We start from the raw sequence: 22,608 nt of genomic DNA on the forward strand, positions 1-22,608 counted from the left end.
GAATCACCTTAGGCGGCAGATTCCAGCTCACTGACCGTATCGCCATCGGCGGTATGGGTGAAGTCTGGAAGGCACGGGACCTGGTCCTGGGCCGAATTGTTGCCATCAAGATCCTCAAGGAGGAGTACACCGGGGATCCTGGTTTCCTGAACCGTTTCCGGGCCGAAGCCCGCCACACGGCGCTGTTGAACCACGAGGGCATTGCCAACGTGTTCGATTACGGCGAGGAGGAGGGATCCGCCTACTTGGTGATGGAACTGGTGCCGGGCCTGCCCCTGTCCTCCATCATCGAACGCGACAAGAGCCTCACGCCGGACCGCACGCTTTCCATCATTGGCCAAACAGCCACCGCCCTGGCCGCCGCCCACAAGCAGGGACTCGTCCACCGCGATGTCAAGCCCGGCAACCTCCTAATCCTGCCCGACGGACGGGTCAAAATCACCGACTTCGGCATCGCGCGCCTTGCCGACCAGGTGCCGCTGACCGCCACCGGACAGGTGATGGGCACAGCCCAGTACCTGGCACCCGAGCAGGCCACCGGCCAGCAGGCCACCGGCTCCAGCGACATTTACGCTCTCGGTGTCATCGGCTACGAGCTCCTCGCCGGAACCCGGCCGTTCTCCGGTGAATCACAGATCGCCATCGCCCTCGCCCAGGTCAACGACACCCCGCCGCCGCTGCCCGAGAGCATTCCACTGCCGGTCCGCGCGCTGATTATGTCCATGCTGGCCAAAGATCCGGCCGACCGGCCGGCCGACGCCGAAGCGCTGGCCCGCGCCGTTGCAGCGATCCGGCGCGGTGACATCGCCGCTGCCGAGGCTGCCGTTCCCGGCATGCTGCTCTTCGGCGGCGGCGGCGACACCGCCGTAACCGATGCGGTAACCGCGCCGGTGCCCACCGCAGGAACCTCCGCCACCCGCGTCGTTAACACCGCGCCGTCCACCTCCGCCCTTCCCACCGTTGCGGGAGCCGCGGTGGGTGCGGAGTCAGCCGCGACCGGTGAACTCGCTGCCTCCCGTGAGTGGACCGATGAGGAAGTGGACGACGCCGACGGCGGGGCAACCGATGGAACGGACGGGGACGACGCCCCGGCCAAGCGCCGCAGCCCCTGGGTCATTCCGCTGGTAGTCCTGCTGGTGCTGGCTATCGCCGGCGCAGTGGCCTGGTTCCTGTTCACCGGTTCCAACGACGATGAGGCAGAGCCGGCGCCGTCGGCCACTACCACCCAGGCCAGCCCAAGCGCCACCCCTTCCCCTCCGCCACTCCAACGGAGAATTCCGACGAAATCACGATCAATGCCGCCAGTTTTGAGGGCCGCTACTTTGCCGATGTGGAAGCTGAGCTGACCAATCTCGGTCTTTCCGTCAGCGGCAACGCCGTGGAATCCGCCGATAACCCGGAAGGGCTCGTTTTTGACGTCAGCCCGGTGGGCGTGCTTTCCCGCGGCGACCGGGTAACGGTTAGCTACTACACGGCGCCGCAGCCCACCGTGGAGCCCACCACCCCGGAACCGAGCGAGACCATGACCACGGTTCCCTCCGGCATCACCGGGCAGGCCGCAGCCGCGGCCGAGCAGCGGATCAGCGCCGCCGGTCTGGTGCCGGTCAACGGAGGCACTCGCGCCTCCAGCCAGCCGCAGGGAACGGTGGTGGCCGTCAACCCCTCCGAGGGTGCACCGCTGCCCCAGGGATCCACCGTGACGTACTTTACGTCCACGGGCCCGGCCACGCTCGAACCTGCTCCGCCGAGCGCGCCGCAGCCGACGCCGTCGACCCAGGCGACCGTTCCTGCTGCCCCCAACGGCACGAATCCCTCGGCCGGGTAAGCGGCCATGAGCGCAGAATTCCTTAAAGGACAGCCCACTCTGAATACAGAGCGTGTGTTGAACGACCGCTATGAGATCGCGGAGCTGATCGGCCGCGGCGGTATGGCAGACGTGTACCTGGGCCGGGACATCAGGCTTGGCCGTGCCGTCGCCATTAAGGTCCTGCGCCCCGATCTTGCCCGCGACCCCCTGTTCCAGTCCCGGTTTAGGCGGGAGGCGCAGGCAGTGGCGGGACTGAACCATGCCGCTATTGTCTCCGTTTACGACACCGGTGACCAGGAGTCACCGAACTCATCACCGGACGATGTGCGGCTGCCGTTCATCGTGATGGAGTATGTTCCCGGCCGCACGCTGCGTGATCTGGTCAAGGCCCGGGAGATCACCACGGAGATGGCCGTTGATTACATCCTCGGGGTTCTTTCCGCGCTCGAATACAGCCACCGTTCCGGCATTGTTCACCGCGATATCAAGCCCGCAAACGTCATGGTCACCGCAGACGGCGGAGTCAAGGTCATGGATTTCGGCATTGCCCGGGCCATGGCCGATTCCGCCGCCACCATGACCCAAACCCAGGCTGTCATCGGAACGGCGCAGTATCTGTCCCCGGAACAGGCCCGCGGCGAAACTGTTGATGCGCGGAGCGACCTGTACTCCGCGGCCTGCCTGCTGTTTGAGATGCTGGCCGGACGCCCGCCGTTCATCGGCGACAGCCCCGTCTCGGTGGCCTACCAGCACGTCCGCGAAACTCCGCCGAAAGCCAGCAGCTTCAATCCGGAGATTCCGGCGGCGCTGGACTCCGTGCTGGAGCGGGGTCTGTCCAAGGACCGCAGGGACCGCTATCAGGATGCCCACGCGTTCCGGGACGCGCTGCTCGCAGTGCGCAGCGGAGTTCCCGCCGCTGACCCCACACCTGCCACCGGCGCCACCGAGGCGCTGGCCGTGTCCGCTCCGGCCCGTCCCGCCGTCGACGTCACCCCCATTGAGGACGAACCGCGCACCCGCGCCATGGCCCGGGTCCTTGCCGGCGGGCCGCTTACCACTCCCGCCAACGATAAGAACGACGGCGGCGTTCCCGAGGCCCTGGCGATCGGTGCCACCGGGGACCGGGATCCGGAGCAGAAGGCACGGCGCCGGGCCTGGATCACTACGCTGTTCATCGTCCTGATACTGCTGCTGGGTGCCGGATCCGTGCTGGCTTTCAACCTGATGAATCCCCAGGAAGAGGCCCCGGTAACGGCCGTCCTGCCAAACGTGCAGTCCAAGAGCCAAACTGACGCACTGAACCTCATTATGGATGCGGGATTCGGGCCGCCGACCATCGAACAGCAGTACAGTGACACCGTCAAGAGCGGCCTTGCCATAGGCACGGAGCCGCAGGGCGGAACCGAACTGCCGCTGGAGGAGAATGTCATCCTCCTCATTTCGCAGGGGCCGTCCAGCGTGACCATACCGGACAACCTCACCGGCATGACCGAGCCGGAAGCACGCGACACCCTGCGCAGTCTAAACCTGCAGGGCGGCACCACGGCAGAGGCCAACAGTCCCACCGTGCCGGCGGGACGGGTGCTGTCCACCAGCCCCGCCGCCGGCGGGGCCGTTCCGGTGGGCAGCAGCGTCAATCTGGTGCTCTCCACCGGTAATGTGACCGTTCCGGACCTCATCGGCGCGACGCTGGAAAATGCCCGGGCGATCCTCGCCGATCCGGTGTACCAGCTGCCGGTCACCGTGAACGAAGTGGAGAATCCGACGGTAGCCCCCGGGACCGTCACCGCGCAGAGCGTTCCCGGCGGTATGGATGTGGAACAGGGTTCCACCATTTCCCTCACCGTCGCGAAGGCACCGGCAGAGCCCACAGAGGAACCCGAGCCAAGCCCGAGCGCTTCCCCGTCACCAACTGAGTCGGAAAAGGCAGAAAAGAAAGACGACTAGTTAGTTACCCGGAGCGTCGCCCGCGGTGGACATCAGTGGACTCAGAGCGGCGGCGTGGGCTGCCGCGCCGGTCAGGCCCAGCCCCTCCAGCCAGTTTCCCAGCATCTGGTAGCCGCCTTCGGTCAGCACAGATTCCGGGTGGAACTGCACGCCGGAAAGCGGTGCCGAGGGCGTGGCGCAGCCCCATGATGATGCCGCTGCCGGTTCGGGCCGTGACCTCAAGTTCGGGCGGGATACTGTCGGCGACGGCCGCCAGGGAGTGGTAGCGGGTGGCCGTCACCGGGCTTGGCAGTCCGGCGAAGACATCGGTGCCTTCGTGCCGGACAAGCGAGGTCTTGCCGTGCATGAGTTCGGGAGCGTGGGTCACGGTGCCGCCGTAGGCCTCGGCCAGGGCCTGGTGACCCAGGCAAATCCCGAGCATCGGCTTGTTGTTGTCGCCGCACCAGCGGATCAGGTCAACGCACACGCCGGCCTCAGCCGGGGCTCCGGGGCCCGGTGAGACGAGGACGCCGTCCCGGGCGGCCGCCAGCTCAATGGCTTCGGCTAGGGTGACGTCATCATTGCGCACCACGGTGGTCTCTGCGCCCAGTTGCTGGAGATACCCGACCAGCGTGTAGACAAAGCTGTCGTAGTTGTCGACGACCAGGATTCGGATACTGCTCATGCGTTCTAGGAACCGCCAATCGTGGAGTCGGTGAGGGGATTAAGGAAGCTGAACTCGGAGAACCACGGAAAGACGTAATTCATAAGCAGCAGCACAACTCCGGCAATCAGCACGAGCGCCGTGAGGATGCGCATCCAGAGCGGGCCTGGGAGATTCCGAAAGATCCAAGCGTACATTCTACTTCGCTCCTTCCGCATTGTGGGCTACTTGGGCAGCGATCTCGGCGGGCGGTCCGGCGGACAGCGGCTGCCAGGCGTCCATAGCCGCGTAGGCGATGATGCGCTCCTCCGCTCCAAAGCGGGGGTTGCAGCTCGTCAGCGTCAGAAAACGTTCGGTCGGAACTGCCCCGGGTTGCGTGGGCACCGGAGCAATCACATCCACCCGGTCCGGCAGCACAATCTGGTTGTTACGGTAGACATAGGTGTAATAGCCGTCCTTGGTCTGCACATAGATTTTATCCCCCGGCACAAGGGTATGAATGGCGTCCAAGACCTGCCCATGGGTCTGCCTGTGCCCCGCCAGAGCAAAGTTTCCGATTTCTCCGGGCATCGCGGTGGAGGGATAGTGTCCCAGGCCGAGTGAATCCAGCACGGCCGTCCCCACGCCGCTGGTTACCGGCCGGGAATAGGTTTCCCCGAAACGGGGAATATAGACCACCGCAAAGGTTCGGCCCTCCTGCTGAATGGCCGGCAGCACCACCGGATCGCCGTAGTCGGGGGCGGAATCGGCAGCCTCCGGCGCCGGTGCCACGGGACCGTCAAATTCGGAGAACAGATTGCCCACGGCCTGCTCCTGCTTATTGTTGGCGTCGATATTGGTCCACCAGAGTTCCCACGCGACATACAGCACCAGCAGCAGCCCCAGGGTAATCAGCAGTTCACCGGCCGCTTGGACAATTAGTTGCCCCGGGCTGCGCCGGCGCCGCCGGCCGCCGGGCGTACGGACTTTCCTGTGCGCGTGCGCTGCCCTGCTGGTGGCCGCCATGGTTTCCCCTTTTCCTTTGGAACCGGACTGTCGTGCGGCGGCACGGATGGGGGCCGGTATTCGCTACGATGAGTACTAAGGAAAACACCCAGGTGCGGTGGCAGCCCCCAGTCAGGATACAGCCGGACAGCACCAGGCTGCGGCAGCACTGCACCCGGAGCCCCGCCATGACCGTATACACCGGCGTCCATAGAGCCGGTTCCGCCAGGAGGATCCGTGCCCGAGTCGAAGTCCCGCAAGAAGTCCGCACCGGCAGCACCCGCCGCAAAGACAACTTCCACACCCAAGCCCAATCCGGCGTGGTACAAACCGGTGATGTTCGGCCTGATGATCATTGGCCTGCTGTGGATCATCGTGTTCTATATTTCGGAGAGCCGGTTCCCGATTCCCGCGCTTGGCGCCGGAAACATCCTGGTGGGCTTTGGCATCGCCATTGTCGGATTCCTCATGACCACCCGCTGGCGCTAGAACCGCCCTCCGCACAGCACCTGCCGCAGCCACCGCACAACACAGCACAACACCTGCGGCACAGCCTCGAGCCACCCCGTACCCAGCCCGCTTCCCCGCGGGCGGCCTTCGCCTGCCCAAAACGATAACCTCGACGGCACAGCGCCCGGTCCAGGCCGGAAAACCCCGGCCGGCGGGGTTTTGCCGGATCTGCCCTGTGCAGAACCTTTGTGCACACTCTGTGCACAGAGTTATCCACAGGTGTGTGTAACTTTTCCTGCGGCGCGGCCCACATCACCGCCATGACGGGCGGAGAAGTTATCCACAACTGTGGAATTACATGTGTGTAACTCAGTTTTACCTCTGGATAACCTGTTCACAGCGGCCGTTACAGCCTGTGGATAACTTTGGCGCTTCGCAGCGGTCAGATCCCGACGAGGCATGTACCATGCCTGTGCGGACCGCGGCGGTACACGGGCTTTTGACGGGCTAACGCCTTAATCGGCACGGATTTCCACGGACTGGAGTCCAGGCTGGCGCTGTCTACGGAGGCCGGGCACCAACGAGTTATTAACACTGTGGGTATCCCTGTGGAAAAGATCAGGGCGGCTGTGGACTAACTTCCCGGCGGTGCCCGGCTCGCCTGCCCCAGCAGCCCGGGTGCCGTGCTTGCCCCCCGTCCTCACTCCAGTGGCGCGAGTGTGGCGCAGGGGATGCGCAGCTCTAGAAGAGCAGGCCCTTGGACCCAGCCAGGACAGCCGTCAGGACGCACAGAACCGCGGCCACCGCGGCGAGTCCGCCGAACTGCACGAGGGACCGGTTCTTGCCCTTGGGCGCGTACACCAGGACCGCGGCACAGGCCGCGCCGGTCAGGAGCCCGCCCAGGTGCGCCTGCCAGGCAATGTTGGGAACAAAGAACCCCAGGGCAAAGTTGGCGGCCAGCAGGATCAGCACTGACCTTACGCTGGCACGCCGCTGCAGCAGCACCACCAGCAGGGCGCCGAACAGGCCAAAGATGGCCCCGGACGCCCCCACCACCGCCTGCAACAGCGGGCTGAGCGCCAGAACTCCCACTGACCCTCCGAGCGCCGAGATGAGGTAGAGCAGCGCGAAACGCAGCCGTCCCAGCTGCGGCTCCAGCCCCTGCCCCAGGAACCACAGGGCATAGAGGTTGAACACAATATGAAGTATTCCTCCCGGGGAATGGAGGAAGGCGGAGGACAGCATTCGCCACGGCTCGACGCCGGTGAGGACGGGCGCGTACCAAAGCTGGGAGGTGAAGGGCGGATAGAGGAACTGGATGACGAAAAACGCCGCACAGAGGATCATCAGCGTGATGGTGACGACCGGTTTGCCCTGTGACACCTTTCCGCCGTACGGGGTCCGGTATTCCGGCGCCTGCCGGCGGCTTTCACGGAAGCAGTCAACACACTGAACACCCACCGGCGCTGCATGCTGGCACTCCGGACACGCCGCCCGGCCGCAGCGCTGGCAGCGGATGTAACTTACCCGGTCCGGGTGCCGCGGGCAGACCGGAACCTGTGAGGCCGGTGTTTCAGCAGGCACTCCATACGACATTGCGGTACTCCCAAAGAGAAATAGGGCCAGATGGACGAAAGGCCCCGGCCGAAGACTCCGGCCGGGGCATCCGTGGAGGGGCTAGAGCTGCTCGACGGAGATGTTCTTGATAACAACGTCTTCGGCCGGCTTATCGCGCATATCGGTGGCGACGGCGTTGAGCTGGTCGACCAGGGCGCGTGACTCGTCGTCGGCGACTTCACCGAAGATGGTGTGCTTGCCCTGCAGCCAGGTGGTGGGCACCGAGGTGATGAAGAACTGTGATCCGTTGGTGCCGCGGCCCATCTGGATGCCGGCATTGGCCATGGCCAGCTTGTACGGGGTGGAAAAATCCAGATCGGGGTTGATCTCGTCGTCAAACTGGTAACCCGGTCCGCCGGTGCCGCGGCCCAGGGGATCTCCGCCCTGGATCATGAAGTCCTTGATGATCCGGTGGAAGATGGTGCCGTCGTACAGCGGGCGGCTGGTCTTCTCGCCGGTTGCCGGATCGGTCCACTCGATCTCACCGGTGGCCAGGCCAACAAAGTTCTTGACCGTCTTCGGCGCGTGGTTGCCGAAGAGGTTGACCTTGATGTCGCCAAGGGACGTGTGGATGGTTGCAATTGCGGTAGGAATAGCAGTCATATCCTTCATTCTTCCACGGCAGCGCCGCCCGCGGGCGGAAATCGCCCGGTTCAGCGCACAGTGAAAAGTCCGCCCCGCCCGGCCCATCAATAGCATGCACCTGTCCCGGCAACGTAGGGTAAGGGTGAACCGTCACTATCCCGGGAGGTAGTTTTGAAGAAGAAGGACCGCATGGCCCGTGACTTTGAAGCCAATGTCACTGCAGGCGTAGAGACCGCACGTGACTGGGCTGCACCCAAGGTGGAAGCTGCACGTGACTGGGCAGTGCCCCGCATCGAAAAGGGGATCGAAACCGCTTCGCCCAAGATCCAGGAAGGCCTCAAGCGCGCCGGCGACGGCGTTGCCGCCGGAGTAGCAACGGTCACCCCCCGCATTCAGGAAGGCCTGCAGAAGGTCGGACCGAAGATCAGCAGTGCCGTGGATGAAGCCACACCGCGCATCCAGCACACCCTGGACCGTGCCACTCCGGTTCTGACCGGCGCACGGGACAAGGTAGTTGACGACTACATCCCCGGTCTCTCCACACGGATTGGTGACGCCTCGGCTACCGTAACCCGCAGCCTGGGTGCCGCCTCGGTTCCGGTGCAGACCGCGGTGGCCAAGGCCACCGGCAACAAAAAGGCACTCAAGAAGGCCCGGAAGGCTGCTGCCCAGGCCGCCAAGGCTGCCGGCAGGAACCGCAGGAGCGGCAAGCGCTGGCTGATCTTCGGCATTCTCGCCGCGGCCGTCACCGCCGGTGTCGCTGCCTGGCGTGCTTCGCGCCCGGTGGAGGATCCGTGGAAGACGCCGGCACCGGCCAAGCCCGAGACCATCAAGGTTCCCGAACCCAAGCCCGCCGCCCCCGCCCCCGCACCGACCGCTGCTGCTCCTGCTGCTCCTGCGGCTCCCGCACCGGAGGCTCCGGCCCCGGGTGCTCCCCGCCCCGCTGACAGCTCCGCGTCCAAGGCTGCATCCAACGGCAAGGAATCCGTACAGGAAACCAAGGAGACCGTTGCCAGCATCAAGGAGGCTGCGGAGCGCGCAGCTGCCCGCAGCGGCGAGAAGGTCACCGAGGCCGCCAAGCACAGTAAGGAAGCGGCTTCGAAGGCTGCTGACGCTGCCAAGACCTCCGGTGCCCATGCCGATAAGTCCACGGAGAAGACCGCCGAGTAAAAACGGCGCCACGTACCCCGTTCCGTAAAGGAGGGCTTCCGCTTCGGCGGAAGCCCTCCTTTACGTGTGGCGGTTTAGTCCACGATGTCTCCGCCCAGGGCCGGTGGAGCCGGCGGAAGCGCCCGGGAGCGCGGCCGCCGCCCCTGTCCGGCAACCACGACGGCCAGACCGGCAAGGATAAGCGCCAGGCCGCCGTAGGTTCCCGCCGGCAGCTGTTCGCCTAGGAACACCGCGGCAAGGATTGCAGCGCCGGGGATTTCCAGCAGGATGATCATGGACACCACCAGCGGGGAAATGACTGCCAGCAGGTGGTTGAACACGCTGTGCCCCAGAAGTTGGGCCACCACGGTCACGGCCAGGATTCCGGCCCAGGCAGCCGGTTCGAAGGACACCAGCGGCTGTCTGAACGCCAGGCACATTGCCAGTAGCAGGAGGGCGCACAGACCGTAGCACAGCGACGTGTAGGTTCCCGTGCTCATTGTGGCCCGGGCCTTGCCGCCGGCGATCGTGTACAGCCCGGCCAGCGCCCCGCCTGCGACGGCGAGCAGGTCGCCAATCAGGGCGTCGCGGGAAAGGGCCAGGTCAAAGCCGGTGATGACCACGACGCCGGCAAGGGCGGCTCCCAGTCCGGCCAGGACCCGCGGGGCCACCGGGATGCCGCGGGCGAGGTTGAACAGTGCGATCCAGCCTGCCTGCAGGCAGACCAGGGCTGTTGCTGCCGCGACCGAAGTGAGCTGGAGCGCGGTGATGAAGCAGGCGAAGTGGAGGGCGAGGGCAACGGCCGCCAGGGCCGTCCACTTAGTTTCGGTGCGGGTCAGGCGGGAGAAGGCGCGGGGACTGCGCAGTGCGGCGGGTGCGCCCATCACCACTGCTCCGAGGGCATTTCGCCAAAAAGCGATCGCGAGGGCGGGAGCGGCGGTTGCTGCCATGATGGGGCCGGAGGCTGATACTCCGAGGACGCCGATCACGGCGAGGAAAACGGTCACAGAGCAACAATAGGTGACCGGAGGCAGCCGTTTGGACATCGGCGGCTTCCGCATTAAACGCAGAAAGCTCCGGCCGTTGGCCGGAGCTTTCTTTCGGTGGAGGCACGGGGACTCGAACCCCGAACCCCCTGCTTGCAAAGCAGGTGCGCTACCAATTGCGCCATGCCCCCGAATGTGAACTCATCCAGTATACCCCACCCTGACCTGCGGTGGAACCGATTCGTTCAGTGCGGAAATCACTCGACCTTGTCGGTTGCCGACTTCCATACGGATTTCTCCGCGGCAGTTTCCTGCCATTTTTTTACTGCAAGGATTCCTGCTGCCGCGGCTGCAGCTACTGCCAGCAACTTCTTCACAGTGCCTCCTTGCCTAGTGGTCCATTACCTTGCGGTAGTGTTCCGTGGGCGCACCAGGACTTGAACCTGGGACCTCTTCGTTATCAGCGAAGCGCTCTAACCGCCTGAGCTATGCGCCCCGATACCTTCTCGGGCCGAGATAAAACTTTACCCCACCTCTGCCGTGAACCCAAATCGGGATCCGGTGCTGTTCCCATTTTTGTGCCCGTCCGGCTCGTTTCGCGGGCCGGGCGGGCACAAAATACGGAATCTTTTGGCGCTTTTTCCGCTGCTTAGTCGTCCGTCAGCGTGACACCAATGCCGCCCACCAGGGTGGAGGCAATGTTGTACAGCACCGATGCGAGCATGGACAGCGCCGTCAGGAGCAGGACGTTGACGACGGCGATGATGGTGGCGAAGGAGACCACCTGTCCCAGGGACAGGAGTTCACGGATGTCCCAGCCGCCGGATTCGGTGCCGGCAATGTCGCCGAGGAGCGTGTTCACCCGGTCAAAGATGTTGGTGAGGTCCAGGACTGTCCACAGCACGATGGCTGCCACCACTGTGACCACTCCCAGGGCCACAGACAGGAGGAACGACATTTTCAGGACCGACCAGGGATCGATCTTGCTCACCAGGAGGCGTGCCTTGCGGGCTTTGGCCTTCGGTGCGGGTTTGACGAGCGGCTGGCGGTTGGCCGGAGCGCTCTGACCACCCCCGGGGCGCTGGGCAGGGCGTGCGGGTGTCTTTACCCGCGGGCCCGCGCCCGACGTCGACCTGGGATTTGAGTTGGTCGAGCTCACTCGCTACCTCCATCTTCTGCTGGCCGCGCATCCGGCGCCGCCGTTTCGTCTGTAGCCAACGGTACTTCATCGGCATCCGTGCCTACAGACTCTTCTGCGGTCTGCGGCGCTGTGTTACCGGCACCGGAAACGCCGTCCCCGGAAACGGTTTCGTCGTCGGCTTCTTCGATGCCCAGATCGCGCTCGGAGTTGCGCGCAACCGCAATGATGCGGTCGTTCTTGTCCGGTTTGGCGAAGATGACCCCCATCGTGTCGCGGCCCTTGGCGGGAACGCCCGCAACAGATGAACGCACCACCTTGCCGCCCTGCATGACCACGAGGACTTCGTCCTCCTCCTGGACGATCATGGCTCCCACCAGATGCCCCCGGTCCTCGGCGTACTTGGCGACCTTGATGCCCAGGCCGCCGCGGCCCTGAACGCGGTATTCGTCCACCGCGGTGCGCTTGGCATAGCCGCCCTCGGTGACGATGAACACGTAGGACTCATCCGTGACGACGTCGGCGGCCAGCAGTTCATCGTCCTCACGGAACTTCATACCGGTGACGCCGGACGTGGCGCGGCCCATGGGGCGCAGGGCGTCGTCGGCGGCCGTGAAGCGCAGTGACTGGCCCTTCCGCGAGACCAGCATCAGGTCATCCGTTTCGGAGACCAGCTGGGCGGACACCAGTTCGTCGCCGTCGCGCAGGTTGATGGCGATGACGCCCGCGGAACGGTTCGTGTCATAGTCCTCCAACCGCGTTTTCTTCACCAGCCCGCGCTTGGTGGCGAGCACCAGGTACGGGGCTGCGTCGTAGCCGGGCAGGTCCAGCACCTGGGCAATGTGCTCGTCCGGCTGGAAAGCCAGCAGGTTGGCTACATGCTGGCCCTTCGCGTCACGGCCGGCTTCAGCCAGCTCGTAGGCCTTGGCACGGTAGACCCGGCCCAGGTTGGTGAAGAACAGCAGCCAGTGGTGCGTGGTGGTCACGAAGAAGTGCTCGACGACGTCGTCACCGCGCAGCTGCGCACCCTTGATGCCCTTGCCGCCGCGGGCCTGCTGGCGGTAGTTGTCGCTGCGGGTGCGCTTGACGTAGCCGCCGCGGGTGATGGTGACCACCATTTCTTCTTCGGGAATGAGGTCCTCCATGGACATGTCACCGTCGTAGCCCATGAGGATGTGGGTGCGGCGGTCGTCACCGTACTTGTCGGTGATTTCGCGCAGCTCCTCGCTGACGATCCGGCGCTGCCGCTCTTCGGAGGCGAGGATGTCGTTGTATTCGGCAATCTCGAGCTGCAGCTTCGCGTACTGGTCCTGGATTTTCTGCCGTTCCAGGGCCGCCAGACGGCGCAGCTGCATGTCCAGGATGGCCTGGGCCTGCAGTTCGTCGATCTCCAGCAGGCCCATCAGACCGTTACGGGCCTCTTCGACGGTTGTGGAGCGGCGGATCAGGGCAATGACATCATCGAGGGCATCCAGGGCCTTGAGCAGGCCCAGCAGGATGTGGGCCACCTCTTCGGCCTTGCGCAGCCGGTAGCGGGTGCGCCGGACGATGACTTCGAGCTGGTGGGTGACCCAGTGGCGGATGAACGCATCCAGGCTCAGGGTGCGCGGCACCCCGTCCACGATCGCCAGCATGTTGGCGCCGAAGTTCTCCTGCAGCTGGGTGTGCTTGTAGAGGTTGTTCAGGACAACCTTGGGCACGGCGTCGCGCTTGAGCACGATCACGAGGCGCTGGCCGGTGCGGCCGGAGGTTTCATCGCGCATGTCGGCGATGCCGGTGACTTTGCCGTCCTTGACCAGTTCGGCGATCTTGATGGCAAGGTTGTCGGGGTTGGCCTGGTAGGGCAGTTCCGTGACCACCAGGCAGGTGCGGCCCTGGAGCTCCTCGACGTTGACCACGGCGCGCATGGTGATGGACCCGCGGCCCGTGCGGTACGCGTCCTCAATGCCCTTGTGGCCCAGGATCTGCGCTCCGGTGGGGAAATCCGGTCCCTTGATGCGGCGGATCAGTTCCTCGAGCAGCACATCGTTGGGGGCTTCCGGGTTTTCCAGGTACCACTGGACGCCGTCAGCGACTTCACGCAGGTTGTGCGGCGGAATGTTGGTCGCCATACCCACGGCGATGCCGGAGGAGCCGTTGACCAGCAGGTTCGGGAAGCGCGACGGCAGGATCGTCGGCTCCTGGTTCTTGCCGTCATAGTTGTCCTGGAAATCGACCGTTTCCTCATCGATGTCCCGGACCATTTCCATGGCCAGCTGCGCCATCTTGGTTTCGGTGTACCGGGGTGCCGCAGCGCCGTCGTTACCCGGTGAACCGAAGTTGCCCTGGCCCAGGGCCAGCGGGTAGCGCATGGTCCAGTCCTGGATCAGGCGTACCAGCGCGTCATAGATCGCCGAGTCGCCGTGCGGGTGGTACTGGCCCATGACTTCGCCGACCACGCGGGCGCACTTGTTGAACGAACGCTCGGGGCGGTAGCCGCCGTCGAACATTGCGTACAGGACGCGGCGGTGCACCGGTTTCAGTCCGTCGCGCACGTCCGGGAGGGCACGCCCGACAATGACCGCCATGGCGTAGTCCAGGTAGGACCGCTGCATTTCAGTCTGCAGGTCGATCTGTTCAACCCGGTCTGAGAGGGTCTCTTCACTCATTGGTTGTTCCGTTCTTCAAAAGCTCTGTAAATCCGCGGGCGCAGGGGACACATGGTCCTAGATGTCCAGGAAGCGCACATCCTTGGCATTCTGCTGGATGAAGTTGCGCCGGGATTCCACGTCCTCGCCCATCAGGACGGAGAAGATCTGGTCGACGGCGGCGGCGTCGTCCATGGTGACCTGCAGCAGGGTGCGGTGGTCGGGGTCCATGGTGGTGTCCCAGAGCTCGGTGTAGTCCATTTCGCCCAGGCCCTTGTAGCGCTGGATGCCGTTGTCCTTGGGCAGCCGCTGGTTGTTCGCCAGCCCGCGGGCCACCACTTCGTCGCGTTCGCGGTCGCTGTAGACGTAGTCATGGGCGTGGTTGGACCATTTGATCCGGTACAGCGGCGGCTGCGCCAGGTACACAAAACCGCTTTCAATCAGCGGACGCATGTAGCGGAAGAGCAGCGTCAGCAGCAGCGTGGTGATGTGCTGGCCGTCGACGTCGGCATCGGCCATCAGCACGATCTTGTGATAGCGGGCCTTCTCCACGTCGAAGTCCTCACCAATACCCGCGCCGAAGGCGGTGATCATGGACTGGACTTCGGCGTTACCCAGCGCCCGGTCCAGGCGGGCACGCTCCACGTTCAGGATCTTGCCGCGCAGCGGCAGAATGGCCTGCGTCTCCGGGTTGCGTCCACGGACGGCGGAGCCGCCGGCGGAGTCACCCTCCACGATGTAGATTTCCGACTTGGACGGGTCCTTCGAGGAGCAGTCCTTGAGCTTGCCGGGCATGCCGCCCGATTCCAGCAGCCCCTTGCGGCGGGTGGACTCACGGGCCTTGCGGGCCGCGAGGCGTGCCTGGGAGGCCTGGATGGACTTGCGGATGACGTCGCGGGCGGGGCCGGGGTTGCGCTCCAGCCAGTCGCCGAGCTGGTCGGTGACCACACGCTGCACAAAGCCCTTGACCTCGGAGTTGCCCAGCTTGGTCTTGGTCTGGCCTTCGAACTGCGGCTCGGCCAGCTTCACGGAGATGACGGCGGTGAGGCCCTCGCGGATGTCATCACCGGTGAGGTTGTCATCCTTTTCCTTAATGATGTTCTTCTCGCGGGCATACCGGTTGATCAGCGAGGTCATGGCGGCGCGGAAGCCCTCTTCGTGGGTGCCGCCCTCGTGGGTGTTGATCGTGTTGGCGTAGGTGTGGACGCTTTCCGAGTACGCGGTGGTCCACTGCAGGGCCATTTCCACGGCCATCTTCTTATCATTGTCTTCGGTTTCGAAGGCGATGACGTCGTCGTGGATGGATTCGTTCTTCTTGGAGGAGTTCAGGTACTTGACGTAGTCCAGCAGCCCGTCCTTGTACAGGTAGTCCACCACGCGGTGCTTGGGGCCGGTGTCCACGCTGTCTTCGGAGGGGGTTTCGGCAATCTCCTCGGTTTCCTCCTCGACGGTGCGCTCGTCGGTGAGCACAATCCGCAGACCCTTGTTCAGGAAGGCCATTTGCTGGAAACGCGCCCGCAGGGTCTCGAAATCGAACTCCGTGCTTTCGAAGATGGCGGGATCCGGATAGAACGTCTGGGTGGTTCCGGTCTCTTCGGTGGAATCTCCTTTTCGCAGTCCGCCCACCGGATGTCCGCCGTCCGCGAAACTCTGGCGCCAGACGAATCCCTGCCGCCGGATTTCGGTTTCCACGCGGGAGGACAGAGCGTTGACCACCGAAATGCCGACGCCGTGCAGGCCGCCCGAGACTGCGTAGCCGCCGCCGCCGAACTTGCCGCCCGCGTGCAGGATGGTCATGACGACCTGAACCGTGGGCATGTTCTCCGTCGGGTGCATGTCCACCGGGATGCCGCGGCCGTTGTCACTGACCCGGACGCCGCCGTCGGCCTGGAGCGTGATGTCGATGCGGTCGCAGTAGCCGGCCAGCGCCTCATCAACCGAGTTGTCCACCACTTCGTACACCAGGTGGTGCAGCCCGCGGGGGCCGGTGGAACCGATGTACATGCCGGGGCGCTTGCGGACGGCTTCCAGTCCTTCCAGCACGGTGATTTCATTGGCGCCGTACTCGTGCGGAGTGGCGGCAACCGGCTCGCTGGAGTGATCTGCTGTTACGTCAGCGTTGTCCATCTCATTGTCGTTAGCCACAGGTGCTGTCGACTCCTCAGTGTGTTGGTCAAATATTGACGCCTCTCCACAGGACAGGCGTCTCAACTACCAATTCTACCGTGCCGCAGGGGGCATTACGTCCCAAAACACCCTCTTAGCGGCCATCAAACCGGGGTTTGAGCCCGCTTCCACCCCTTCTCTAGGTCCGGATATGGACGCAGGGGTGCCAGAGCCGCTAAAAGCCACAGAGCAACGATCCGCCGGGCAGCCTTCGGCCTCCCGGGAACGGACACAGACTTCCTGCGGCAGCGGCCGGAATGCAGGGGAGCGGCCTATCCGTAGGTGTCCCGGGGGCCGCGTCCCTTAACGCTCCGCTGGCCCTTGCGCCAGTTCGGCGCCGCAGGGCCGATAACTTCAATTTTCGTGACGACGCCGGGTCCGAGTTCAGCGTCAAAACGGCTGATCAGCGAACTTCTCAGGAGGCGGAGCTGTGTGGCCCAGGCAGTCGAATCACAGCGGACCTGAACGGTGGTGTCCGAAAAGGACTCGGGCTTGCAGTGCGCGCTGACATCGGCGCCCACCAGTTCTTCCCAGCGGGAAATCACCGAGCCCACGGCGACGGGGGAGTTCCAGCCGCGTTCGCTGACAAACCGGTTGAAGACCTTGCCCACACCCTGGGGATCCCGGCCGGTGTATTCGCCCGGTACGAAGGGCAGCGCAGCCCGGCGGTGCCCCGCTTTTCGCCGGCTGGCCGGGATCCGCTGGCTGCCGCGTGCCTGGGCCGCCTGGCGCATCCGGTTTAGCTGGGCCTGTGCCGCATCCTGGCGGGCCTCCGGCTCGTCGGCCCCCTGGTTTCCGGTCCGGGCCGGCGGCAGGGACGCGCCGGGATCCGGCACCGTTCCCCCGCTGCCTGCGGCGTCAGAGGGCGGGAACACTGATGCCCCCGGGAACGACGGTTATCACTTCGCCCGCCAGGGCATCCGGAATATCTCCGGCGACGGCCGCGGTGACAAGAACCTGCTCAGCGCCGGCAACAATTCCGGCCAGGCGGGTGCGGCGCTGCACATCGAGCTCGGCAAAAACATCGTCAAGGATCAGGATCGGTCCGGCCCCCGGGCTTTCGTCGTCGCTGAGCAGCAGATAGTACGTCCCCAGCCGCAGGGCCAGCGCGAAGGACCAGGTTTCGCCGTGGGAGGCATATCCCTTGGCCGGCGCCTGGCCCAGAATCAGTTCAAGATCGTCCCGGTGGGGACCCACCAGTGACGTTCCGCGCTCGATTTCCCGGCGCCGGTTGGCGGCAAAGGCGGCCAGGAACCGTTCGGTCAGTTCCACTTCGGTGAGCTCGTAGAGCTCGTTTGGGTCCGGATCGCCGGTGACGGCGCCGTCGTCGTTCACCGCGCCCTGAAGGGTGGAGCGGTAGACGGCCCGCGCCGCTTTGGTTCCGTCCGTCAGATCCCGGTACGCCCCCTGGAGATGCGGCTGCAGCCGGCGCAGGGCCTGCAGCCGGGCCGCCAGCAGCCGGGCTCCGGCCACCGCCATGTGCTGGTCCCACACCTCGAGGGTTGCTTCGTGCGAGGACGTGAAGCGTCCCGCGGTCCGCGCCGACTTCAACAGGGCGTTGCGCTGTTTGAGAACCCGCTCGTAGTCGCTCCGCGTGGCCGCATGGCGGGGCACCAGCGACACGATCAGGTCATCCAGGAATTTCCGCCGGGCGGCAGGATCGCCTTTCACCAGGGTGAGGTCTTCGGGGGCAAACAGAACGGTTCGGCACAGGCCGAGGACTTCCCGTGCCCGCACCGGGTTAGCGCGGTTGATCCGCGCCCGGTTGGTCCGCCCGGGGTTCAATTCCAGCTCGATGCTGGTGTGTTGGGTTCCTCTGGCGAGCCGGGCGCGGATGAGCGCCTGGCCGGCATCAAAAGCAACAAGGGGGGCGTCGGTGCTGACCCGGTGGGAGGAAAGGGACGCCAGATAACCGATGGCTTCAACAATATTGGTCTTGCCGGTTCCGTTGGGTCCAACAAAAACTGTCACACCGGGTTTGAGCTCAACGTCCAGCTGTGCATAGCTGCGGAAACCGGTCAGGGAGAGGTAATCAACGTACAAGCCTGTCCACCCTTACCCTGCCTTCCAAAATCCCTGAGGTCCGTTTCTGCTTCCTGCCCGGAAATGCCCGGCAGGACTTGCTGTCTTCCAGCCTACTGCCGGCGCCTACTCAGGGCTGCCGGCGCCGTCGATGACGGCGGGCGGAAGGCTCCGGTCCGCCGCCACCGGATCGGGCGCTTCCTCCAGCCCGCTGCCGGCGGACTTTACTGCGTGTCCGCCAAACTGGTTCCGCAGCGCGGCCACCATCTTCATCGCCGGCGATTCATCCTGCCGGGACGCAAACCGCGCGTAGAGGGCTGCGGTAATGGCCGGGGCTGGAATGCCACGGGCCACTGCTTCCTCCACCGTCCACCGCCCGGCACCGGAATCCTCCGCGTAACCCGCGATCCGGCTCAGCTCGGGATCTCCCTCCAGGGCGTTGACCACCAGGTCCAGCAGCCAGGAACGAATAACCGTCCCGTCCTGCCAGGCATGCATGACCCCGGGAACATCGGTGATGATGTCTTTGGCGGCCAGCAGTTCATATCCTTCGGCGTAGGCCTGCATAAGGCCGTACTCAATGCCGTTGTGGATCATTTTGGCGTAGTGGCCCGCACCCACGCTGCCGGCGTGTACGAAGCTCCGTTCCCGGGCACCTTCGGGCCGCAGCGCGTCAAAGACAGGCAGCGCCAGCGCGATGTCCTCATCGCTGCCGCCGGCCATCAGGGCATAGCCGTTGTCCTGGCCCCATACGCCGCCTGACACGCCGCAGTCGACGTACCGGATACCTGCCTCCGCGAGCTTGCCGGCATTGCGGAGGTCCGCGTCGTACCGGGAATTGCCGCCCTCGATAACCAGGTCACCGCTGGAGAGCACTTCGGTCAGCTCGCTGATCACGGCGCCGGTGACGCCGCCGGCAGGAACCATGACCCATACCACCCGCGGAGAGGGCAGTTCCGCGGCCAGTTCCGTCAGCGACATCACGTCGCTCACCACCGGGTTCCGGTCGAACCCGGTGACGTCGATTCCGTTGCGGCGCAGCCGTTCGCGCATGTGGAAGCCCATTTTGCCGAGTCCGATAAGGCCTATGTGCATGTCAGGTTCCTCTTTCCTGCATCCCTGCCCGGACCGGCTTCGCTGCTACTGGTTGGGCAGCCGAACCGGCATCAGCAGATATCGGTAGTCTTCCCGGTCGTCGCCGGTGAGCTCTTCCTGGGCGGAGATGACGGCCGGCTTCGGAGGTGTCGTAAACGAAAAGCGCACGTACTTGCTGGGGAAGGCGCCCAGGCCCTCGCTGAGATAGTGCGGATTGAAAGCAACCGTAATGTCATCGCCCACCAGCGACGCTTCCAGGGCTTCCGAGGCCTGGGCATCTTCTCCGGTTCCGGCGTCCAGGGTTACCTGGCCGTCGGTGAAGGCCAGCCGGACCGGGGTGTTCCGTTCGGCCACGAGGGAGACACGGCGGACAGCTTCCACCAGGGCACTGGTTTCAACCGTGGCGTGGATGGGTGTGTTGTCGGGGAACAGAGACCGGATTTTGGGGTAATCACCGTCGACCAGGAGGGAAGTGGTGCGCCGTCCGCCGCTTTCGAAGCCGATAAGTTCGCTGTCATCAGAGAAGGCCATGTTCAGGTCGCCGCTTCCGCCGAGGGTCTTGGCGACCTCGTTGAGGGTTTTGGCCTTGACCAGTGCGCTGGTGGAAATGCCCGGAGTCGCCGGCTTCCAGGAAAGCTCCCGCAGGGCCAGCCGGTAGCGGTCAGTGGCGAGGAAAGTGATGAGATCGTCTTCGATTTCCATGCGCACGCCGGTCAGGATGGGCAGGGTGTCGTCCCTGCTGGCAGCAATGATCACCTGGGAGACGGCCTGGGCGAAGGCATCGCCGTCGACGACGCCGCTGATTTCCGGAAGAGCCGGAAGCTCCGGGTACTCGGCAACGGGCATGGTGGCCAGGTTGAACCGGCTGTTGCGGCAGGTCAGCGTGACCTTTGATCCGTCTGTTTCGACCTCGACCGGTGCGGAGGGAAGGCTGCGGCAAATCTCGGCCAGGAGCCGGCCGGAGACCAGGATGGTGCCCTCTTCAGCGATCTCGGCGGCAATTTGCAGCCGGGCCGAAATCTCGTAATCGAAGCTGGCGATGCTCAGTGATCCGTTCTCCGCCCTGATCAGCAGGCCCGACAAAACCGGAACCGGGGGACGCGGGGAGAGGGAACGCGCTGTCCATGTAACCGCTTCGGCCAGGACATCCCGCTCAACTCTGAACTTCACTGCAGGGTGCCGCCTTTCACAACGTACTTTTCAGTACAACTGAATTTTCATGACAAGTGAGGGAGCATCGCGGGCACTGCGGCGCCGCAGCTGCGCCGCATTCGGGACACCATCTTGGGATGGAGCCGCGGATGACAACAATACTCTCTGCCAGCTTAGCTTCCGACCTGCTGTTGTTGCACGGTGTCCGAAGATCCAGGCGGTGCGCTTCACAGAAGACATCCGATGTTCCTTCCGGATGGGCTCGATGGGCGGTCCGGAAAGGTCAGATGTTATTTGGTGGAACCGAATTCTTAAGGTTCGTAGTGTTAATAACTCCTGTGGATACTGTGGATAACCCGGTACACGGGGGCGCCCCGGCGCTTTAAGGCTGTGGATAACCTGTGGGTCTGCGCTGCGGCGAACTTGGCGGGCTGTGGGGAACTTTTGGGGAATTCCGCGTATCCACAGGGAAGCACGACATCTGGGCAGTTATCCACCGGGTTATCCACACCCTTGTCCACATCTGTTAATTTCGAGCCCCTTCGGGGCCTCCGATCCGCGCCGTTCCGCGGATTATGCCTCGCGCTGCTGCTGCTTGATCCGGTTCGTGAGTTCCGTGACCTGGTTGTAGATCGCCCGGCGCTCAGCCATCAGCTCGCGGATCTTCCGGTCTGCGTGAATGACCGTAGTGTGGTCGCGTCCACCCAGTTCCTGGCCGATCTTGGGCAGTGACATGTCGGTGAGCTCGCGGCACAGATACATGGCGATCTGCCGTGCCGTCACCAGCGTGCGGGTGCGGGACTTTGAACACAGTTCCTCCAGACTGATCTGGAAGTAGGCCGCCGTCTGCCCCAGGATGGATGCGGCCGTGATCTCCTGGGCACCGTCGTCGGTAATGAGATCCTTGAGCACAATTTCGGCAAGGCCCACGTCCACCTGCTGCCGGTTCAGGCTGGCGAATGCCGTTACCCGGATCAGGGCCCCTTCAAGTTCCCGGATATTGGTGGAAATCTTGGATGCGATGTACTCCAGCACATCATCGGGGGCACTGAGGCTGTCACCAATGGCTTTTTTGCGCAGAATCGCGATGCGGGTCTCCAGCTCCGGCGGCTGGACATCGGTCAGCAGACCCCATTCGAAGCGGGAGCGCATGCGTTCCTCAAACCCGGAAAGCTGCTTCGGCGGCAGGTCGGAGGTGATCACCACCTGCTTGTTGTGGTTGTGCAGGGCATTAAAGGTGTGGAAGAACTCTTCCTGCGTTGCGTCCTTGTTCGCCAGGAACTGGATGTCATCGATGAGCAGGATGTCCACGTTGCGGTACAGCTGCTTGAAGCTGGCGCCTTCGTCATACCGGATGGAGTTGATGAAGTCGTTGGTGAACTCCTCGGAATTGACGTACCGCACCCGGATACCTGTGTACAGGTGACGTGCGTAGTGGCCGATCGCGTGCAGCAGGTGGGTTTTTCCGAGTCCGGAGTCTCCGTAGATAAACAGGGGGTTGTACGCCTTGGCCGGAGCCTCCGCCACGGCTACGGCGGCGGCGTGGGCAAACCTGTTGGAAGAACCGATCACGAAGGTCTCAAAGACGTACTTCGGGTTCAGCCGGCCGAACTCCTGCGATGTGCTCGGCGGGGTGGGGGACGGAGCGCTTTCTCCGCCGGGGACGGGGTTGGGAGCCTGCGGTTCCGGTTCCGGCTCGGGAACGGCCGTCACCGCGGGCATCATATCCGCGTCGATGACAAAGGCACACTGAATATCGGCCTGGAAAACTCCGCGGAGAACCTCGTCCAGGATGTGTTTGAGCTGTGTCTGCAGGACTTCGCGGGTGAGTTCATTCGGAACGGCCACAAGGAGCGTGGTTCCGATGAGGCCCTGCGCCTGGGCCAAAACTACAAAGCCGCGCTGCCGCGGAGAGACACGGTCGTCGGTTTCCAGGGTTCGAATGACTTTGCGCCAGGAGCTGCCGACGTCGTTGATTTCGTCCGTACCCACAAAAACCTCTCGTGATCGCCCATAGCGGTCTCAGGAAACATGGAAGCCCGGGCGGGTTTCCGGCGGTTCATCCACAGAGTTATGCACAGCTGGTGGATAAAACGCCCGTGGCCAAGCCTAGAGGATGATTTACCCCGGTGGTAGCTGGATTCCGGCTGTGGACAGCGGCTGGGACCGGGCTCACACCACCGGGTGCCCGGGGGTGCAGAGCATAGTTGTCCACAGGTGTGGATGTATTTGTATGAACA

Annotated in this window: 19 protein-coding genes, 2 tRNA genes and 1 pseudogene; 5 read left to right on the forward strand and 17 right to left on the reverse strand. The window is 64.3% G+C overall.

The features are described from left to right. The first annotated feature begins 53 nt into the window (after positions 1-53). From OL239_RS01050 to pknB, 3 genes are read left to right on the forward strand one after another with little or no spacing between them, the layout of a single operon-like run. A complete protein-coding gene (locus tag OL239_RS01050) occupies positions 54-1,346 on the forward strand; it encodes a serine/threonine-protein kinase (RefSeq protein WP_442864184.1) in 1,293 nt (430 codons plus the stop codon). After that, complete coding sequence (locus OL239_RS19905; protein ID WP_442864185.1) at positions 1,331-1,825, forward strand: PASTA domain-containing protein; 495 nt, start codon at positions 1,331-1,333, stop codon at positions 1,823-1,825. The genes OL239_RS01050 and OL239_RS19905 overlap by 16 nt, the downstream gene beginning before the upstream one ends. Before the next feature lie 6 nt (positions 1,826-1,831). Continuing rightward, the gene (gene pknB, locus OL239_RS01055; RefSeq protein ID WP_268910369.1) at positions 1,832-3,754 is read left to right on the forward strand and encodes a Stk1 family PASTA domain-containing Ser/Thr kinase; all 1,923 of its coding nucleotides are present in this window, start codon (positions 1,832-1,834) and stop codon (positions 3,752-3,754) included. Here pknB and OL239_RS01060 read toward each other — a convergent pair. The 3 genes and pseudogenes from OL239_RS01060 to OL239_RS01070 all read right to left on the reverse strand — a co-directional run bounded on the left by OL239_RS01060 (position 3,755) and on the right by OL239_RS01070 (position 5,402). Then, a pseudogene (locus OL239_RS01060) lies at positions 3,755-4,418 on the reverse strand (aminodeoxychorismate/anthranilate synthase component II). A gap of 5 nt (positions 4,419-4,423) precedes the next feature. Next, positions 4,424-4,552, reverse strand: coding sequence for a hypothetical protein (locus OL239_RS01065; protein WP_268911829.1), 129 nt, complete (start codon positions 4,550-4,552; stop codon positions 4,424-4,426). A gap of 43 nt (positions 4,553-4,595) precedes the next feature. Further along, the gene (locus OL239_RS01070; protein WP_268910370.1) at positions 4,596-5,402 is read right to left on the reverse strand and encodes a class E sortase; all 807 of its coding nucleotides are present in this window, start codon (positions 5,400-5,402) and stop codon (positions 4,596-4,598) included. 216 nt (positions 5,403-5,618) lie between these two features. Here OL239_RS01070 and OL239_RS01075 point away from each other — a divergent pair, with 216 nt between their 5' ends. Beyond that, positions 5,619-5,870, forward strand: coding sequence for a cell division protein CrgA (locus OL239_RS01075; RefSeq protein ID WP_268910371.1), 252 nt, complete (start codon positions 5,619-5,621; stop codon positions 5,868-5,870). A 702-nt stretch (positions 5,871-6,572) separates the two neighbouring features. Here the strand turns inward: OL239_RS01075 and OL239_RS01080 are convergent. Further along, entirely contained in the window at positions 6,573-7,214 is a 642-nt protein-coding gene (locus tag OL239_RS01080) for a rhomboid family intramembrane serine protease (RefSeq protein ID WP_329609319.1), read from the reverse strand. Positions 7,215-7,508: 294 nt separating this feature from the next. After that, positions 7,509-8,051 carry a peptidylprolyl isomerase gene (locus OL239_RS01085; RefSeq protein WP_268910373.1) on the reverse strand — a complete coding sequence of 181 codons (543 nt, stop codon included), beginning with the start codon at positions 8,049-8,051 and terminating at the stop codon, positions 7,509-7,511. Between the two features lie 171 nt (positions 8,052-8,222). Between OL239_RS01085 and OL239_RS01090 the strand changes: the two genes are divergently transcribed. After that, positions 8,223-9,203, forward strand: a complete 981-nt coding sequence (locus tag OL239_RS01090; protein ID WP_268910374.1) for a hypothetical protein — start codon at positions 8,223-8,225, stop codon at positions 9,201-9,203. Between the two features lie 74 nt (positions 9,204-9,277). On the opposite strand, the gene OL239_RS01095 is transcribed toward OL239_RS01090, so the two are convergent. The 12 genes from OL239_RS01095 to dnaA form a co-directional block, all read right to left on the reverse strand. Further along, positions 9,278-10,189 carry a DMT family transporter gene (locus OL239_RS01095; protein WP_268911631.1) on the reverse strand — a complete coding sequence of 304 codons (912 nt, stop codon included), beginning with the start codon at positions 10,187-10,189 and terminating at the stop codon, positions 9,278-9,280. 97 nt (positions 10,190-10,286) lie between these two features. Next, positions 10,287-10,359: transfer RNA gene (locus tag OL239_RS01100), tRNA-Ala, on the reverse strand. A 66-nt stretch (positions 10,360-10,425) separates the two neighbouring features. Beyond that, positions 10,426-10,545, reverse strand: a complete 120-nt coding sequence (locus tag OL239_RS01105) for a DLW-39 family protein (RefSeq protein WP_268910375.1) — start codon at positions 10,543-10,545, stop codon at positions 10,426-10,428. A 45-nt stretch (positions 10,546-10,590) separates the two neighbouring features. Beyond that, positions 10,591-10,664: transfer RNA gene (locus tag OL239_RS01110), tRNA-Ile, on the reverse strand. A 153-nt stretch (positions 10,665-10,817) separates the two neighbouring features. After that, positions 10,818-11,327: a DUF3566 domain-containing protein gene (locus tag OL239_RS01115; protein ID WP_268910376.1), complete on the reverse strand. Its 510-nt coding sequence runs from the start codon at positions 11,325-11,327 to the stop codon at positions 10,818-10,820. Then, positions 11,324-13,954, reverse strand: coding sequence for a DNA gyrase subunit A (gene gyrA / locus OL239_RS01120; protein WP_268910377.1), 2,631 nt, complete (start codon positions 13,952-13,954; stop codon positions 11,324-11,326). The genes OL239_RS01115 and gyrA overlap by 4 nt, the downstream gene beginning before the upstream one ends. 57 nt (positions 13,955-14,011) lie before the next feature. Then, entirely contained in the window at positions 14,012-16,078 is a 2,067-nt protein-coding gene (gene gyrB / locus OL239_RS01125; protein WP_442864186.1) for a DNA topoisomerase (ATP-hydrolyzing) subunit B, read from the reverse strand. A gap of 293 nt (positions 16,079-16,371) precedes the next feature. Continuing rightward, entirely contained in the window at positions 16,372-16,974 is a 603-nt protein-coding gene (locus OL239_RS01130) for a DUF721 domain-containing protein (RefSeq protein WP_442864187.1), read from the reverse strand. Beyond that, positions 16,958-18,142: a DNA replication/repair protein RecF gene (gene recF, locus OL239_RS01135; RefSeq protein ID WP_268910378.1), complete on the reverse strand. Its 1,185-nt coding sequence runs from the start codon at positions 18,140-18,142 to the stop codon at positions 16,958-16,960. Before recF ends, OL239_RS01130 begins: the two co-directional genes overlap by 17 nt. Before the next feature lie 105 nt (positions 18,143-18,247). Then, a complete protein-coding gene (gnd, locus tag OL239_RS01140; RefSeq protein ID WP_268910379.1) occupies positions 18,248-19,216 on the reverse strand; it encodes a phosphogluconate dehydrogenase (NAD(+)-dependent, decarboxylating) in 969 nt (322 codons plus the stop codon). A 45-nt stretch (positions 19,217-19,261) separates the two neighbouring features. Then, a complete protein-coding gene (gene dnaN / locus OL239_RS01145; protein WP_268910380.1) occupies positions 19,262-20,386 on the reverse strand; it encodes a DNA polymerase III subunit beta in 1,125 nt (374 codons plus the stop codon). 555 nt (positions 20,387-20,941) lie between these two features. Then, entirely contained in the window at positions 20,942-22,360 is a 1,419-nt protein-coding gene (gene dnaA, locus OL239_RS01150) for a chromosomal replication initiator protein DnaA (protein ID WP_268910381.1), read from the reverse strand. Positions 22,361-22,608 lie beyond the last annotated feature (248 nt).

The sequence above is a fragment of the Arthrobacter sp. ATA002 genome, assembly GCF_026898095.1.
Taxonomy (GTDB): domain Bacteria; phylum Actinomycetota; class Actinomycetes; order Actinomycetales; family Micrococcaceae; genus Arthrobacter_B.

What these genes read in the sequence shown, in the direction of transcription:
- OL239_RS01050 (WP_442864184.1), top strand. Translation starts at nt 54, where the DNA reads ATGGGTGAAGTCTGGAAGGCACGGGACCTGGTCCTGGGCCGAATTGTT.
- pknB (WP_268910369.1), top strand. Translation starts at nt 1,832, where the DNA reads ATGAGCGCAGAATTCCTTAAAGGACAGCCCACTCTGAATACAGAGCGT.
- OL239_RS01065 (WP_268911829.1), bottom strand. Translation starts at nt 4,552, where the DNA reads ATGCGCATCCTCACGGCGCTCGTGCTGATTGCCGGAGTTGTGCTGCTG.
- OL239_RS01070 (WP_268910370.1), bottom strand. Translation starts at nt 5,402, where the DNA reads ATGGCGGCCACCAGCAGGGCAGCGCACGCGCACAGGAAAGTCCGTACG.
- OL239_RS01085 (WP_268910373.1), bottom strand. Translation starts at nt 8,051, where the DNA reads ATGACTGCTATTCCTACCGCAATTGCAACCATCCACACGTCCCTTGGC.
- OL239_RS01090 (WP_268910374.1), top strand. Translation starts at nt 8,223, where the DNA reads ATGGCCCGTGACTTTGAAGCCAATGTCACTGCAGGCGTAGAGACCGCA.
- gyrA (WP_268910377.1), bottom strand. Translation starts at nt 13,954, where the DNA reads ATGAGTGAAGAGACCCTCTCAGACCGGGTTGAACAGATCGACCTGCAG.
- gnd (WP_268910379.1), bottom strand. Translation starts at nt 19,216, where the DNA reads ATGCACATAGGCCTTATCGGACTCGGCAAAATGGGCTTCCACATGCGC.